16 protein-coding genes and 1 other annotated feature are annotated in these 15477 nt (G+C 38.8%); of the genes, 15 read left to right on the top strand and 1 reads right to left on the bottom strand.

Annotation, left to right across the window (positions count from 1 at the left end):
• The first annotated feature begins 20 nt into the window (after nucleotides 1-20).
• The 10 genes from QM941_RS04400 to sdbB all read left to right on the top strand — a co-directional run bounded on the left by QM941_RS04400 (nucleotide 21) and on the right by sdbB (nucleotide 7601).
• The gene (locus QM941_RS04400) at nucleotides 21-707 is read left to right on the top strand and encodes a YoaK family protein (RefSeq protein WP_414339248.1); all 687 of its coding nucleotides are present in this window, start codon (nucleotides 21-23) and stop codon (nucleotides 705-707) included.
• 64 nt (nucleotides 708-771) lie between these two features.
• Nucleotides 772-951 (top strand) — a sequence feature (ribosomal protein L21 leader region).
• A 34-nt stretch (nucleotides 952-985) separates the two neighbouring features.
• The gene (rplU, locus tag QM941_RS04395; protein WP_000109141.1) at nucleotides 986-1300 is read left to right on the top strand and encodes a 50S ribosomal protein L21; all 315 of its coding nucleotides are present in this window, start codon (nucleotides 986-988) and stop codon (nucleotides 1298-1300) included.
• Between the two features lie 15 nt (nucleotides 1301-1315).
• Nucleotides 1316-1660 (top strand): ribosomal-processing cysteine protease Prp, encoded by a 345-nt coding sequence (locus tag QM941_RS04390; RefSeq protein WP_000613699.1) that lies wholly within the window; start codon nucleotides 1316-1318, stop codon nucleotides 1658-1660.
• A gap of 16 nt (nucleotides 1661-1676) precedes the next feature.
• Nucleotides 1677-1970, top strand: a complete 294-nt coding sequence (gene rpmA, locus QM941_RS04385; protein ID WP_414339235.1) for a 50S ribosomal protein L27 — start codon at nucleotides 1677-1679, stop codon at nucleotides 1968-1970.
• A gap of 261 nt (nucleotides 1971-2231) precedes the next feature.
• Nucleotides 2232-3491: a UDP-N-acetylglucosamine 1-carboxyvinyltransferase gene (locus QM941_RS04380; protein ID WP_414339233.1), complete on the top strand. Its 1260-nt coding sequence runs from the start codon at nucleotides 2232-2234 to the stop codon at nucleotides 3489-3491.
• Nucleotides 3492-3506: 15 nt separating this feature from the next.
• Nucleotides 3507-4058 carry a GNAT family N-acetyltransferase gene (locus tag QM941_RS04375; protein ID WP_414339231.1) on the top strand — a complete coding sequence of 184 codons (552 nt, stop codon included), beginning with the start codon at nucleotides 3507-3509 and terminating at the stop codon, nucleotides 4056-4058.
• Nucleotides 4051-5328, top strand: coding sequence for a CBS-HotDog domain-containing transcription factor SpxR (gene spxR / locus QM941_RS04370; protein WP_414339229.1), 1278 nt, complete (start codon nucleotides 4051-4053; stop codon nucleotides 5326-5328). Before QM941_RS04375 ends, spxR begins: the two co-directional genes overlap by 8 nt.
• Before the next feature lie 15 nt (nucleotides 5329-5343).
• The gene (locus QM941_RS04365) at nucleotides 5344-6204 is read left to right on the top strand and encodes a methionyl aminopeptidase (RefSeq protein ID WP_414339228.1); all 861 of its coding nucleotides are present in this window, start codon (nucleotides 5344-5346) and stop codon (nucleotides 6202-6204) included.
• A 121-nt stretch (nucleotides 6205-6325) separates the two neighbouring features.
• Entirely contained in the window at nucleotides 6326-7033 is a 708-nt protein-coding gene (gene ccdA2 / locus QM941_RS04360) for a thiol-disulfide oxidoreductase-associated membrane protein CcdA2 (protein ID WP_414339226.1), read from the top strand.
• Nucleotides 7034-7043: 10 nt separating this feature from the next.
• Nucleotides 7044-7601, top strand: coding sequence for a thiol-disulfide oxidoreductase-associated lipoprotein SdbB (gene sdbB, locus QM941_RS04355; protein WP_414339225.1), 558 nt, complete (start codon nucleotides 7044-7046; stop codon nucleotides 7599-7601).
• Nucleotides 7602-7661: 60 nt separating this feature from the next.
• Here the strand turns inward: sdbB and QM941_RS04350 are convergent, their stop codons facing one another.
• Entirely contained in the window at nucleotides 7662-8648 is a 987-nt protein-coding gene (locus QM941_RS04350) for an L-lactate dehydrogenase (protein WP_004253416.1), read from the bottom strand.
• 195 nt (nucleotides 8649-8843) lie between these two features.
• Here QM941_RS04350 and gyrA point away from each other — a divergent pair, with 195 nt between their 5' ends.
• From gyrA to dprA, 5 genes are all read left to right on the top strand, one after another.
• Nucleotides 8844-11312, top strand: a complete 2469-nt coding sequence (gene gyrA, locus QM941_RS04345; protein ID WP_414339223.1) for a DNA gyrase subunit A — start codon at nucleotides 8844-8846, stop codon at nucleotides 11310-11312.
• Entirely contained in the window at nucleotides 11312-12061 is a 750-nt protein-coding gene (locus QM941_RS04340) for a class A sortase (RefSeq protein ID WP_414339221.1), read from the top strand. The genes gyrA and QM941_RS04340 overlap by 1 nt, the downstream gene beginning before the upstream one ends.
• Before the next feature lie 287 nt (nucleotides 12062-12348).
• On the top strand, nucleotides 12349-13425 hold the full coding sequence (locus QM941_RS04335; protein ID WP_414339219.1) for an aspartate-semialdehyde dehydrogenase: 1077 nt from the start codon (nucleotides 12349-12351) through the stop codon (nucleotides 13423-13425).
• 50 nt (nucleotides 13426-13475) lie between these two features.
• Nucleotides 13476-14411, top strand: a complete 936-nt coding sequence (gene dapA, locus QM941_RS04330) for a 4-hydroxy-tetrahydrodipicolinate synthase (RefSeq protein WP_414339217.1) — start codon at nucleotides 13476-13478, stop codon at nucleotides 14409-14411.
• Between the two features lie 98 nt (nucleotides 14412-14509).
• Nucleotides 14510-15373 carry a DNA-processing protein DprA gene (dprA, locus tag QM941_RS04325; RefSeq protein WP_414339215.1) on the top strand — a complete coding sequence of 288 codons (864 nt, stop codon included), beginning with the start codon at nucleotides 14510-14512 and terminating at the stop codon, nucleotides 15371-15373.
• The last annotated feature ends 104 nt before the right edge of the window (nucleotides 15374-15477 follow it).

Here is a 15477-nt window from a genome sequence, read left to right as displayed (position 1 = left end):
GTATAAAATAGGAGTGTTTTATGAGATTATTACCTATGAGAAAAATTTCTCGTCATTCAAAAAGATTGGCGCTTTTTTTGACTTTTTGTGCAGGATATGTAGACGCCTATACCTTTATCGAAAGAGGGAATACCCTAGTCGCGGGACAGACAGGTAACGTTGTCTTTTTATCTGTAGGGTTAGTGCAACAGAATGTAGCAGATGCTGAAGCTAAGATTTTGACTTTGTTATCCTTTATGCTAGGTGTCTTTTTACTGACAATCTACAAAGAAAAGTTTAAAATCGTTAAAAAACCAATCTTATCCCTTTTTCCTCTGGGAATCCTCTCTATAATAATTGGTTTTGTTCCTCTGTCGGTGGACAATATTTTCATTGTTCCCCCTCTAGCCTTTTGTATGGGGCTTGTAACGACTGCTTTTGGAGAAGTTTCAGGAATTGCTTATAACAATGCCTTTATGACAGGAAATATTAAACGGACCATGCTGGCTTTCGGAGATTATATCCGAACCAAGCATAGACCATTTTTAAGAGAAGGAATCATTTTTGTCAGTTTACTGTCAAGTTTTGTACTTGGAGTAGTAGTATCAGCCTATCTCACAATTTTCTATCAAGAAAAAACGATTTTAGGAATCCCTATTATGATGAGTGTTTTTTACCTCAGTATGTTTTTTACAAAGTTACAAGAAAAAAGTAAAGAAAAACCTTAATTTCGATGATAAATACTTGTCAAATAGCAGGAATCATGCTATACTTGTAGAGTTGACTATGCACAATCCTGTGCAACCGCACGAACATCGTTGCTTGTCGTATAACAAATTTAAACTTCGTCATTATCGCCTTACCTAACATAAGTTATGTCTTCGGCTTAATTCCTAGTTTATTCTTTGTTATACTAAGAGCTCTTCTTTTAAGTGGTTCGTCCCACGATGCTAGGCGAGTCTTCACAAAAATTCGGGGAAACCCAAAAATTCATAGGAGGTGCATAATGAGCACATACGCAATTATCAAAACTGGCGGAAAACAAGTTAAAGTTGAAGTTGGTCAAGCAGTTTACGTTGAAAAATTGAACGTTGAAGCTGGTCAAGAAGTTACTTTTAACGAAGTTGTTCTTGTTGGTGGTGAAAACACTGTTGTCGGAACTCCACTTGTTGCTGGAGCTACTGTAGTTGGAACTGTTGAAAAACAAGGAAAACAAAAGAAGGTTGTTACATACAAGTACAAACCTAAAAAAGGTAGCCACCGCAAACAAGGTCATCGTCAACCATATACTAAAGTTGTCATCAACGCAATCAACGCTTAATTTTAAGGAGAACGCATGATACAAGCAGTCTTTGAGAGAGCCGAAGATGGCGAGCTGAGGAGTGCGGAGATTACTGGACACGCCGAGAGTGGCGAATACGGCTTAGATGTCGTGTGTGCATCGGTTTCTACGCTTGCCATTAACTTTATCAATTCCATTGAAAAATTTGCAGGCTATGAACCTATCTTAGAATTAAACGAAGATGAAGGTGGCTATCTGATGGTTGAAATTCCAAAAGATCTTCCTTCTCACCAGAGAGAAATGACACAATTATTCTTTGAATCATTTTTCTTAGGTATGGCAAACTTATCGGAGAACTCTTCTGAGTTCGTCCAAACCAGAGTTATCACAGAAAACTAACACGGAGGAAAACATTATGTTAAAAATGACTCTTAACAACTTGCAACTTTTCGCCCACAAAAAAGGTGGAGGTTCTACATCAAACGGACGTGATTCACAAGCTAAACGTCTTGGAGCTAAAGCAGCTGACGGACAAACTGTCTCAGGTGGATCAATCCTTTACCGTCAACGTGGTACACACATCTATCCAGGTGTAAACGTTGGACGTGGTGGAGACGATACTTTGTACGCTAAAGTTGAAGGCGTAGTACGTTTTGAACGTAAAGGTCGCGATAGAAAACAAGTTTCTGTTTACCCAATCGCTAAATAAGAAGGTTTTTAAACTTTTCCCGAGCCTGATAAAAAAAAGGCGAGGATGCTACAATCAGCATTACATAAAGCTTTTCGATTTTTCGAAGAGCTTTTTTCTATGATAAAATTAGTCAGCATAAAACGGTTAGAAGTAGCCTTGTTCTTTTAAGTTTGCGAGGAAATTTCTCCTCTTGCCATGGCTAATATAGAAGAATTATGGTATAATATAGGGTGAGACCTTGTTAATAATTTGTGAAAGAGTATATTGAAAGAGTATATAATGAAAAAAATTATCATTAATGGAGGACGTCCACTAAAAGGAGAAATTAACATTAGCGGAGCTAAGAATAGTGTGGTTGCTTTAATACCAGCAATCATCTTAGCCGATGATGTTGTTATCTTGGATTGTGTCCCAGACATTTCAGATGTAGCTAGCCTTGTTGAAATCATGGAAATCATGGGAGCTAGTGTCAAACGTTATGACGATGTATTAGAGATTGATCCACGTGGCGTTGAAAACAAACCAATGCCTTATGGTAAAATTAACAGTTTACGTGCTTCTTACTACTTTTATGGTAGCCTTTTGGGACGTTTTGGTCAAGCAACAGTGGGCTTGCCTGGTGGTTGTGATCTTGGACCTCGTCCTATTGATTTACACCTTAAAGCTTTTGAAGCTATGGGTTCTGAGACTACTTATGAAGGCGATAATATGAAATTGTCCACTCAGGGACAAACTTTGCATGGAGCTCATATTTACATGGATACTGTTAGTGTTGGTGCAACTATCAACACAATGTTAGCAGCTGTTAAGGCTAAGGGACGTACAGTGATTGAAAATGCTGCTCGTGAGCCTGAAATTATTGATGTAGCAACCTTGTTGAATAACATGGGAGCCCATATTCGAGGTGCGGGTACTGATATGATTACTATCGATGGTGTTGAGAGTCTTCATGGAACTCGCCATCAAGTAATTCCTGACCGAATTGAAGCTGGAACTTATATTTCCATGGCAGCTGCCGTCGGGCAAGGAATCCGAATTAATAATGTTCTTTATGAACACTTAGAAGGATTTATTGCTAAGCTAGAAGAAATGGGCGTTCATATGACTGTTTCAGAAGATAGTATTTTTGTTGAAGAACAAAAAGACCTAAAGGCGGTAAATATAAAAACAGCTCCTTATCCTGGTTTTGCAACGGATCTCCAACAGCCAATTACACCTTTGTTATTAAAAGCAGAAGGTCGTGGGACATTGATTGATACCATTTATGAAAAACGTGTCAACCATGTCTTTGAGTTGGCGAAAATGAATGCTGATATTTCAACAACAAATGATCATATCCTTTATAAAGGTGGCAAACAATTACACGGAGCAAGTGTAAAAGCAACTGATTTACGTGCAGGAGCATGCTTGGTCATTGCTGCTTTGATGGCTAAGGGTAGAACTGAAATTACAAATGTTGAGTTTATTCTCCGTGGCTATTCAAATATTATCGAAAAATTACGCAATCTTGGAGCGGATATTGAACTTATTGAAGACTAGTTCTAGAGGATAGATATGAATATCTGGACGAAATTAGCAATGTATTCTTTTTGTGAGACGGAACGACTAGCTCTCCGTCCCTTCTTTTTTACTGATGTTTATGACTTCCATCAAATAGCTTCAGATGCAGAGAATCTTCGGTTTATTTTTCCTGCTCAAGCAAGCATAGAAGAAAGTCAATATGCCTTGGCCAACTACTTCATGAAATCTCCGCTTGGAATTTGGGCTATCTGTCATAAAAAAGATGGTAACATGATTGGGTCCATTAAGTTCGAGAAAATTGATGAGATAAAAAGAGAAGCGGAACTTGGTTATTTTTTGAAAAAAGACTACTGGGGTCAGGGTTATATGACTGAGGTTGTTAAGAGCTTGTGTGATTTATCTATGGCTGAACTAGGTTTAAAGCAATTATCTATCATAACGCATTTAGAAAATCTTGCTAGCCAAAAAGTTGCTGAAAATTCAGGTTTCAATCTCTACCGCCGTTTTAAAGGGAGTGACAGATATAGTCGTAAGATGAGAGATTATCTCGAATTTCGTTATACAAAAGGAGAACTAAGTGAGTAAACATCAGGAAATATTATCTTATTTAGAAGAATTACCGGTCGGAAAACGTGTCAGTGTTCGGAGTATTTCCAATCACTTAGGTGTTAGTGACGGTACTGCCTATCGCGCTATTAAAGAGGCCGAAAATAGAGGTTTGGTAGAGACACGTCCTAGAAGTGGAACTGTTCGGATAAAAAGTCAAAAAGTTTCTATTGAAAAACTGACTTTTGCTGAAATCGCTGAAGTTACTGGATCGGAAGTTCTTGCTGGTCAAGATGGCTTGGATCGTGAATTTAGTAAATTTTCGATTGGAGCTATGACAGAAAATAACATTCTTTCTTACCTTCATGATGGTGGCCTTTTAATCGTAGGGGATAGAACAGAGATTCAAGTACTAGCACTTGAAAATGAAAATGCTGTTCTGGTCACTGGTGGCTTCGAAATTGCTGAAGACGTCCTTAAACTGGCTAACAAAAAGAATATTCCGGTGTTACGTACCAAGCACGACACCTTTACCATTGCAACTATGATTAACCGTGCCCTGTCAAATGTTCAGATCAAGACAGATATTTTAACGGTAGAAAAAATATTCCGTACCAGTCATGAATATGGTTACCTACGTGATACTGATACCATAAAAGACTACTTGGATTTGGTTCGAAAGAATAGAAGCAGTCGCTTTCCTGTTATTAACAAGGATCAAGTTGTAGTTGGAGTTATGACTATGCGTGATGCAGCTGATAAGTCACCTGGGACTACTTTGGATAAGGCAATGACACGGACAGTATATATGACAGGTCTGTCTACCAATATCGCCAATATCAGTCAGAGAATGATCGCCGAAGACTTTGAAATGGTTCCAGTTGTTCGAAGCAATCATACCTTGCTTGGAGTTGTGACCCGAAGAGATGTTATGGAAAAGATGAGTCGTTCCCAAATCTCTGCTTTACCAACTTTCTCTGAACAAATTGCACAAAAATTGTCATATCATCACGATGAAGTTGTGATTACCGTAGAACCATTCATGCTTGATAAAAATGGGGTTCTGGCCAATGGTGTGTTATCAGAGATTTTAACCTTGATGACTCAAAATTTGGTGGTTAATAGTGGGAGAAACCTCATTATCGAACAGATGTTGATTTATTTCTTACAGGCTGTTCAGATTGATGATGTTTTACAAATTCAAGCTCGTATTATCCATCATACCAGACGCTCAGCCATTATTGATTACGATATTTATTTGAATCAACAGATTGTATCAAAGGCAAGTGTAACTGTAAAAATTAACTAGAATTTAGGAGAAAACATGATTACTTTAAAATCAGCAAGAGAAATTGAAGCAATGGATAAGGCTGGTGATTTTCTTGCTAGTATCCATATCGGCTTACGTGATATTATTAAGCCAGGTGTAGATATGTGGGAAGTAGAAGAATATGTTCGTCGTCGTTGTAAAGAAGAAAACTATCTTCCTTTGCAGATTGGAGTAGATGGTGCTATTATGGATTATCCGTATGCTACTTGTTGCTCCCTTAACGACGAAGTGGCTCACGCTTTTCCACGTCATTACATCTTGAAAGATGGTGACTTGCTCAAGGTAGATATGGTTTTGGGAGGTCCAATTGCCAAATCTGACCTTAATGTCTCTAAGTTAAACTTTAATAATGTTGAGCACATGAAAAAATACACCCAAAGTTATACTGGCGGTTTAGCTGACTCATGTTGGGCTTATGCGGTCGGTACACCGTCTGAAAAAGTGAAAAACTTGATGGACGTGACCAAGGAAGCTATGTATAAAGGGATTGAGCAAGCAGTAGTAGGCAATCGTATAGGAGATATCGGTGCTGCTATTCAAGACTATGCTGAAAGTCGTGGTTACGGAGTAGTTAGGGACCTCGTTGGGCATGGTGTTGGACCAACCATGCACGAAGAACCAATGGTACCTAACTATGGTATTGCAGGACGTGGACTTCGTCTTCGTGAAGGAATGGTCTTGACTATTGAACCCATGATCAATACAGGCGATTGGGAAATCGATACTGATATGAAAACTGGTTGGGCCCATAAAACCATTGATGGTGGTCTTTCTTGTCAGTATGAACACCAATTTGTCATTACCAAAGATGGCCCGCTTATCTTGACTAGCCAGGGCGAAGAAGGTACTTATTAATAAAGCAGACAAGGAGTTTAGCTCCTTGTCTTTTTCTTCACCATAAAGTAGCGTAGCAAATTTACGACTTATTATGTTATTTGTAGTAAAATATAAAGTGATTTAGAAAGAAGGTAGTTTAATGGAAAGTCTTTTATTTTTCGTATCAGTTTTTTTAGCGGGTGTTTTATCATTCTTTTCACCCTGTATTTTTCCTTTGTTGCCGGTCTATACTGGTATTTTGTTGGATAGTGATCCAAAAGCGAAAAGCTTTCGATTGTTTGGAAGAGATGTGCCTTGGTCAGGCTTAATTTCAACTCTTTGTTTTATTGCAGGCATCTCTCTCATCTTTTTTATACTTGGATTTGGGGCTGGATTCCTCGGTAACTTACTCTACACTAACTGGTTTCGATATGCTATGGGAGCTATCATTATCATTTTAGGCTTACATCAGATGGAGATTTTTCACTTTAAAAAGCTTGAAGTGCAAAAAAGTTTTAATCTAAAAAGTAAGCAATCCAATCGTTATTTGTCAGCTTTCTTACTTGGTATCACTTTTAGCTTTGGTTGGACTCCATGTATCGGTCCTGTTCTAAGCTCTGTACTAGCTCTGGCTGCATCAGGTGGCAATGGTGCTTTGCAAGGTGCGCTCTTGACCCTTGTCTATACGTTAGGAATGGCTCTCCCATTTTTATTGTTAGCCTTAGCTTCTGGCTTTATTATGCCTTATTTTAGCAAGATCAAGCCACGAATTATTTTATTAAAGAAAATCGGAGGATTCTTAATTATTCTTATGGGACTTTTACTCATGTTTGGTCAGTTAAATATCTTATCAGGAATTTTTGGATAAAGGAGAAAATATGAAAAAAATAATCTATCTAGGACTTAGTTTCTTATCAGTTTTTCTTTTAACAGCTTGTGCTAATGAAGAAACCAAGGAAAGTCAAAGTCAATCACAAACTCAGCATGAAACAAGTGTTCAGCAAATCGCAGTAGGAAAAGAAGCCCCTGATTTTACCTTACAATCAATGGATGGTAAAGAGGTCAAATTGTCCGACTACAAGGGGAAAAAAGTTTATCTGAAATTCTGGGCTTCTTGGTGCGGTCCGTGCCGTAAAAGTATGCCTGAATTGATGGAATTAGCTGCAAAGCAAGATCGTGATTTTGAAATTTTAACTGTAATTGCCCCAGGTCTTCAAGGAGAGAAATCCACTGAGCAATTTCCAAAGTGGTATCAAGAACAAGGCTATAAAGACATCCCTGTTCTTTATGATGTGACCGGAGCTACATTTCAAGCCTATCAGATCCGTAGTATTCCAACAGAAATTCTAATTGATTCAGAAGGAAAAGTTGGAAATATTCATCTTGGTGTTATCAGTAATGATGATGCTGAAGCTGCTTTCGCAAAGATGAAATAAAAATCTTTATGTAGAAAAAGAAAAAGGTCTAGACTTAAGTCTAGACCTTTCTTTATTTAATTAGTTTTTAGAAGCTGCTTGGAATTCTGGGTTTTTCCATGCTTCGTCAATAATCTCTTGCAATTCACGAGCAGAAAGTTGCATTTTTTGAGTTTCAGCGTCGTTCAATGGGATGTTAACTGGGCGAACGATACCGTGCGCACCAACGATAGCTGGTTGACCGATAAAGACGTTTTCAACTCCGTATTGTCCTTCTTGGAAGACTGAAAGTGGAAGAACCGCATTTTCATCATCAAGGATAGCTTTTGTGATACGAGCAAGAGCAACTGCTATACCGTAGTATGTAGCACCTTTTTTGTTGATGATTGAGTAAGCAGCGTCACGAACTGAGATGAAGAGTTCAACAAGGTCAGCTTCATTCAAGTCACGGTTAGCTTGTAACCATTGTTCCAATTTAACACCGGCAACGTTAGCGTGTGACCAAACTGCAAATTCAGAGTCACCGTGCTCACCCATGATGTAGGCGTGAACTGAACGAGCATCAACACCGATAGTTTCAGCAAGTGCTTGACGGAAACGAGCTGAGTCAAGGGAAGTACCTGAACCGATAACACGTTCTTTAGGGAATCCTGAGAATTTCCAAGTTGAGTAAGTTAAAATGTCAACTGGGTTAGCAGCAACAAGGAAGATACCGTCAAAACCAGACGCAACAACTTGTTCAACGATTGATTTGTTGATAGCAAGGTTTTTACCAACAAGATCAAGACGAGTTTCACCTGGTTTTTGTGGAGCACCAGCAGTGATAACTACAAGGTCTGCATCCGCACAGTCTTCGTACTTAGCTGCATAGATTTTTTTAGGTGAAGTAAAAGCAAGCGCGTGGCTAAGGTCTTCTGCATCACCAACTGCTTTTTCAAACAATTGAGGAATTTCAATGATACCAAGTTCTTGTGCAATTCCTTGTGTAACGAGGGCAAAAGCGTAAGATGAACCTACGGCACCGTCACCAACGAGGATAACTTTTTTGTGTTGTTTAGTTGCTGTCATTAGTCTAAACATCTCCTTTGTTTTTTTAAGGGTAATACCCTGTCTGATTTCATTCTATCACTTTTAAATTGCTTTGTCACGGATAGACCCTTCAGTTATTCATGTAAACGTTTTAGAGGTGTCAGAAGCCTGAAATCTAGGCTAAACTATGGTATAATATTACTAATTACTAATAGTGAAATGAGGCATTTGTTAATGCAAGATAAAAATTTAGTGAATGTCAATCTGACAAAGGAAATGAAGACCAGTTTTATCGACTACGCCATGAGTGTTATCGTGTCACGGGCTCTTCCTGATGTCCGAGATGGGTTGAAGCCAGTTCATCGCCGTATCCTCTACGGGATGAATGAATTGGGTGTAACACCAGATAAACCTCATAAAAAATCTGCTCGTATTACCGGGGATGTTATGGGTAAATATCACCCACATGGAGACTCTTCTATCTACGAGGCTATGGTACGTATGGCGCAATGGTGGAGCTACCGTAACATGCTTGTGGATGGTCATGGAAATTTTGGTTCTATGGACGGTGATGGAGCCGCTGCTCAGCGTTATACAGAAGCACGTATGAGTAAAATTGCTCTTGAGATGCTACGTGATATTAACAAAAATACAGTTGATTTTGTAGATAACTATGATGCAAACGAACGTGAACCTGTGGTCTTGCCGGCACGTTTCCCAAATCTTTTAGTTAATGGAGCTACTGGTATCGCTGTTGGTATGGCAACTAATATTCCACCTCACAATTTAGGTGAGACTATTGATGCTGTTAAACTAGTTATGGACAATCCAGAAGTTACCACCAAAGATTTGATGGAAGTTTTACCTGGTCCCGATTTTCCAACAGGTGCCCTTGTTATGGGGAAATCAGGTATCCATAAAGCTTATGAAACCGGTAAAGGTTCGATTGTCCTTCGCTCACGTACTGAAATCGAGGAAACTAAAACTGGTCGCGAACGTATTGTTGTTACTGAATTCCCATATATGGTTAATAAGACTAAAGTGCATGAACATATTGTGCGCTTAGTTCAAGAAAAACGCATCGATGGAATTACAGCTGTTCGTGATGAGTCTAACCGTGAAGGGGTTCGCTTTGTTATTGAAGTTAGACGCGATGCCTCTGCCAATGTTATCTTGAACAATCTCTTTAAGATGACACAAATGCAGACCAGCTTTGGCTTTAACATGCTGGCTATCCAAAATGGTGTTCCTAAGATTTTATCTCTTCGCCAGATTTTAGATGCCTATATCGAGCATCAAAAAGAAGTAGTAACACGTCGTACTCAATTTGATAAAGAAAAAGCTGAAGCGCGTGCACATATTTTAGAAGGTCTCTTGATTGCACTAGATCATATTGATGAAGTCATTCGTATTATCCGTGCCAGTGAGACTGATGAAGAAGCTCAAGCAGAATTGATGAGCAAGTTCAAGTTATCTGAACGCCAAAGTCAAGCAATTCTCGATATGCGTCTTCGTCGTTTGACAGGTTTGGAACGTGACAAGATTCAGTCAGAATATGATGAACTTATTGCTTTGATTGCTGATTTAACTGATATTCTTGCAAAACCAGAACGTGTTGCGCAAATTATTAAAGAAGAACTTGATGAAGTCAAGCGCAAATTTAGTGATAAACGTCGTACTGAATTGATGGTCGGAGAAGTTTTAACACTCGAAGATGAAGACTTGATTGAAGAATCTGATGTTCTCATCACTCTATCAAACAAAGGCTACATCAAACGTTTGGACCAAGACGAGTTCACAGCCCAAAAGCGTGGTGGACGTGGTGTCCAAGGAACTGGTGTTAAGGATGATGACTTTGTCCGTGAGTTAGTTTCAACAAGTACCCATGATCACTTACTCTTCTTTACCAATAAGGGACGTGTCTATCGTCTAAAAGGTTATGAAATCCCTGAATACGGTCGTACAGCTAAAGGATTGCCAGTCGTCAATCTTTTGAAACTAGACGAAGGTGAAAGTATTCAAACCATCATTAATGTCGAATCAGATCGTAGTGATGATGCCTATCTCTTCTTTACGACACGAGGTGGTATTGTTAAGAGAACCAGTGTTAAAGAATTTGCCAATATCCGACAAAATGGTCTGAAAGCCTTGAATCTGAAGGATGAGGACGAATTGATTAATGTCTTACTAACTGAGAAAGACACAGACATCATCATTGGTACTAAATTAGGATATGCAGTTCGTTTCAACCAGTCCTCAGTCCGTGGCATGAGTCGTAGCGCTACAGGTGTTAAAGGGGTAAATCTTCGTGAAGGAGATGCTGTAGTTGGCGCTAGAGTGATTACTGACCACGATGAAGTTCTCATCATCACAGAAAAAGGATATGGGAAACGTACAATTGCGACAGAGTATCCTACCAAGGGTCGTGCTGGTAAAGGAATGAAAACAGCAAATGTAACTGAGAAAAATGGTCCATTAGCAGGTCTTTTAACGGTTAAAGGTGATGAAGATTTGATGGTCATCACAGATACTGGCGTTATGATTCGAACAAATGTTGCCAATATATCGCAAACTGGTCGTTCAACCATGGGAGTAAAGGTTATGCGGCTAGATGAAAATGCTAAAATTGTGACATTTACAAGTGTTGCAGCTGCAGAAAAAGAAGAAGTTGGGACTGAAACTGAAACAGAAGGTGTAGAATAATGTCTCAAAAGAATACTAAAAGAAAAAAAAATAAGCGCAGGAATCTGCTATTAAATATTCTAGCTGGATTTCTGATCCTCTTATCTATTGCTCTGATTTTTAATTCAAAAATCCGTGATATGTTTATAGTTTGGAATACTAATAAGTATCAAGTGAGTCAAGTAACCAAGGAAAAGATTGAAGAAAATGAAGAAACTGTAGGAAATTTTGATTTTGAATCTGTCAAATCGTTATCTTCGGAGGCAGTATTGTCAGCTCAATGGAACTCACAACAACTTCCTGTTATCGGGGGAATTGCAATTCCAGAACTTGAAATGAATTTACCAATTTTTAAGGGACTTGACAACATTAACCTTTTCTATGGTGCAGGTACAATGAAACCTAACCAGGAAATGGGAAAAGGAAACTATTCTTTAGCTAGTCACCGGATATTTTTGGGTGAAAAAGCCGATCAGAAATTATTTTCTCCTCTAGCTAATGCTGAAAAAGGAATGAAAATTTATCTTACTGATAAAGAAAAAGTTTATACTTACGAAATTGTTGAAGTTAAAATAGTGACTCCAGATCGTGTAGACGTAATTGAGGACAGGGAAGGTATTGATGAACTTACTCTAGTTACATGTGAAGATTCTAATGCTACTGAACGGATTATCGTCAAAGGAAATTTGAAGGAGATAAAATCTTATACAGAAACTCCTTCAGATGTTTTGGAGGCATTTAATAAACCGTACAAACAATTTTATGAATAGTAGAAGAGGTTGGGACAAAAGAGCCCGACCTCATTTTTTATTAGTAATCAAACTTTGATGCGGTAGCTGATTGAACTTTTTGTTCGTCTTTTAGACTCCAAAAAGCTCCTAATCATCCTCGCGGGGCTGGGACTACGAAATCGAGATTTTGTCTATCGATTTCTGTCCCACCTCCTTTTCTTGTCAATTTCAGAAAATAGAAAGGAAAAAGACTTTTCATTTTTCTTAAAAAGTAGTATAATAATCATATTATAGAAATTTTTAGAAAATTCCGAAAGAGGTTCATTATGGGATATGCAGTTGCTGTAGTTGGTGCAACAGGTGCCGTTGGTGCTCAAATGATTAAGATGTTGGAAGAATCTTCACTTCCAATTGATAAGATTCGTTTCCTTGCTTCTGCTCGTTCTGCGGGTAAGGTTTTGAAATTTAAAGACCAAGATATTACGATTGAGGAAACAACAGAAACTGCTTTTGAAGGAGTTGATATTGCTCTCTTCTCAGCTGGTGGGTCAACTTCTGCAAAATACGCACCCTATGCTGTTAAAGCAGGGGCAGTAGTAGTAGATAACACTTCTTATTTCCGTCAAAATCCAGATGTGCCATTGGTTGTTCCTGAAGTAAACGCCCATGCTCTTGATGCTCATAACGGGATCATTGCATGTCCTAACTGTTCAACTATCCAAATGATGGTTGCTCTTGAACCAATTCGTCAAAAATGGGGCTTAGATCGTATCATCGTTTCAACTTATCAAGCTGTTTCAGGTGCAGGTATGGGAGCCATTCTTGAGACACAACGTGAATTGCGTGAAGTATTGAATGATGGTGTAAATCCACGTGATTTGCATGCGGAAATCTTGCCTTCAGGTGGCGATAAGAAACATTATCCAATCGCTTTTAATGCTCTTCCTCAAATTGACGTCTTCACAGAAAATGATTACACATACGAAGAGATGAAGATGACCAAGGAAACTAAGAAGATCATGGAAGACGATAGCATTGCTGTTTCAGCAACTTGCGTGCGTATTCCTGTTTTGTCAGCTCACTCTGAGTCTGTTTACATTGAAACAAAAGAAGTGGCTCCTATCGATGAAGTAAAAGCTGCTATCGCAAGCTTCCCAGGTGCCGTTTTAGAGGATGATGTTGCAAATCAAATTTATCCTCAAGCTATTAATGCTGTTGGTTCAAAAGATACCTTTGTCGGACGTATCCGTAAAGACTTGGATGCTGAAAAAGGTATCCACATGTGGGTGGTATCTGATAACCTTCTCAAGGGTGCTGCTTGGAACTCAGTTCAAATTGCAGAAACCCTTCATGAACGTGGCTTAGTTCGTCCAACAGCCGAATTAAAATTTGAATTGAAATAATATTTAGGAGTTCGTAAGAACTCCTTCTTTAAAATAGTGAGGTGTCTCTTATGTCTTATCAAGATTTAAAAGATTGTAAAATTATCACAGCTTTCATTACTCCCTTTCACGAGGATGGTTCCATAAACTTTGATGCTATTCCTGACCTAATCGAGCATTTATTGGCACATCATACGGATGGAATTCTATTGGCAGGTACGACTGCAGAAAGTCCGACTTTAACACACGATGAAGAGCTAGAGCTTTTTGCTGCTGTTCAAAAAGTTGTCAATGGTCGTGTTCCTCTGATTGCTGGTATCGGTACCAATGACACGCGCGACTCTATTGAGTTCGTTAAAGAAGTCGCTGAGTTTGGTGGATTTGCCGCAGGACTTGCGATTGTACCATACTACAATAAACCTTCTCAGGAGGGAATGTACCAACACTTTAAAGCTATAGCTGATGCATCTGATTTACCAATTATCCTCTATAATATACCAGGGCGTGTGGTAGTTGAGTTGACGCCAGAAACAATGCTCCGTCTAGCTGACCATCCAAATATCATTGGGGTTAAAGAATGTACCAGTCTTGCCAATATGGCTTACTTGATCGAACATAAGCCGCAAGAGTTTTTAATCTATACAGGAGAAGACGGGGATGCCTTTCACGCTATGAACCTAGGTGCCGATGGAGTTATCTCGGTCGCCTCTCATACAAATGGAGATGAGATGTATGAGATGTTTAAAGCAATTTCTGAGAGTGATATTAAGAAGGCTGCAGCCATTCAACGTCAGTTCATCCCTAAAGTCAACGCATTATTCTCTTACCCAAGTCCTGCACCTGTTAAAGCAGTTCTTAATTATATGGGATTTGCCGCAGGACCAACACGTCTACCTCTGGTTCCTGCACCAGAAGAAGATGCCAAACGTATCATCAAGGTTGTGATTGATGGTGACTACGAAGCGACCAAGGCGACAGTCACTGGTGTTCTCCGTCCTGATTACTAATTATTATAACTACGAACTTCCTCACAAGTTTTACTTTAGAGGAAGTTTTTTTCTTTTTTACGAATAAGTATATATAGAGAATAATCAAGGAGTAATTGATGAAGATAAAAATTGATAATTTTGAGATTTTTAAATTGAAACAGGCAGGCTTAAGCAATCAGCAGGTACTTAAGGTTCTTCAATATGGGGAAATCTATGATCAGGAACTGAGTTTAGAAACTATTGCAGAGGCGTCTGAATGTCGAAATCCTATTCTGTTTATGGAGCGTTACCATAAGTTGACATTTGAGAGTATGAAACGTTTAAAAGAAGATTTTGAGAAATTTCCATCCTTTTCAATCTTAGATGATGACTATCCTTTTGCCCTTAGTGAAATCTATGATGCGCCAGTTTTACTATTTTATAAGGGAGATCTGAATCTCTTAAAGTTACCAAAGATAGCAGTAGTGGGAAGTCGTTCCTGTAGTCAACTAGGAACTAAGTCAGTAAAAAAGATCATCCAAGGATTGGAAAATGAACTAGTTATTGTAAGCGGACTAGCGAGAGGAATTGATACGGCAGCTCACATGTCTATTCTCCAGGCTGGAGGAAGAACCATTGCAGTAATCGGGACAGGCTTAGATGTATACTATCCTAAGTCAAATAAGAGCCTTCAAGATTATATCGGGGAGCATCATTTGCTTCTAAGTGAGTACGGTTCAGGTGAAGAACCTTTGAAATTCCATTTTCCTGCAAGGAATAGAATTATTGCAGGATTATGTAGAGGAGTCATCGTGGCAGAAGCAAAAATGAGATCTGGTAGCTTAATCACTTGTGAGCGAGCAATGGAAGAAGGAAGGGATGTTTTTGCTATACCGGGTAGTATCTTAGATGGAAGGTCGGACGGTTGCCATCATCTAATCCAAGAGGGAGCAAAATTGGCAACATGTGGTCAGGATATATTAGCAGAATTTGAATTTTAATGAACGAAATGATTTCATTTAGCAAACTTTTCTTCTATTATATGGGTGTTATGTCTTGACAGGTTTTTAAAAATGGTTTACACTTTATAAAGTTTATTACTTTG

It is taken from the genome of Streptococcus timonensis (genome assembly GCF_047460355.1).
Taxonomy (GTDB): domain Bacteria; phylum Bacillota; class Bacilli; order Lactobacillales; family Streptococcaceae; genus Streptococcus; species Streptococcus timonensis_A.
Note: the sequence above shows the minus strand (reverse complement) of the source record. Positions and strands in the feature narration are given on the sequence as shown.

Bases quoted from the DNA above. Each gene is read 5' to 3' on its own strand.
- QM941_RS04400 (WP_414339248.1), top strand. From the start codon at position 21: ATGAGATTATTACCTATGAGAAAAATTTCTCGTCATTCAAAAAGATTG.
- rplU (WP_000109141.1), top strand. From the start codon at position 986: ATGAGCACATACGCAATTATCAAAACTGGCGGAAAACAAGTTAAAGTT.
- QM941_RS04390 (WP_000613699.1), top strand. From the start codon at position 1,316: ATGATACAAGCAGTCTTTGAGAGAGCCGAAGATGGCGAGCTGAGGAGT.
- rpmA (WP_414339235.1), top strand. From the start codon at position 1,677: ATGTTAAAAATGACTCTTAACAACTTGCAACTTTTCGCCCACAAAAAA.
- QM941_RS04380 (WP_414339233.1), top strand. From the start codon at position 2,232: ATGAAAAAAATTATCATTAATGGAGGACGTCCACTAAAAGGAGAAATT.
- QM941_RS04375 (WP_414339231.1), top strand. From the start codon at position 3,507: ATGAATATCTGGACGAAATTAGCAATGTATTCTTTTTGTGAGACGGAA.
- QM941_RS04365 (WP_414339228.1), top strand. From the start codon at position 5,344: ATGATTACTTTAAAATCAGCAAGAGAAATTGAAGCAATGGATAAGGCT.
- ccdA2 (WP_414339226.1), top strand. From the start codon at position 6,326: ATGGAAAGTCTTTTATTTTTCGTATCAGTTTTTTTAGCGGGTGTTTTA.
- sdbB (WP_414339225.1), top strand. From the start codon at position 7,044: ATGAAAAAAATAATCTATCTAGGACTTAGTTTCTTATCAGTTTTTCTT.
- QM941_RS04350 (WP_004253416.1), bottom strand. From the start codon at position 8,648: ATGACAGCAACTAAACAACACAAAAAAGTTATCCTCGTTGGTGACGGT.
- gyrA (WP_414339223.1), top strand. From the start codon at position 8,844: ATGCAAGATAAAAATTTAGTGAATGTCAATCTGACAAAGGAAATGAAG.
- QM941_RS04340 (WP_414339221.1), top strand. From the start codon at position 11,312: ATGTCTCAAAAGAATACTAAAAGAAAAAAAAATAAGCGCAGGAATCTG.
- QM941_RS04335 (WP_414339219.1), top strand. From the start codon at position 12,349: ATGGGATATGCAGTTGCTGTAGTTGGTGCAACAGGTGCCGTTGGTGCT.
- dapA (WP_414339217.1), top strand. From the start codon at position 13,476: ATGTCTTATCAAGATTTAAAAGATTGTAAAATTATCACAGCTTTCATT.
- dprA (WP_414339215.1), top strand. From the start codon at position 14,510: ATGAAGATAAAAATTGATAATTTTGAGATTTTTAAATTGAAACAGGCA.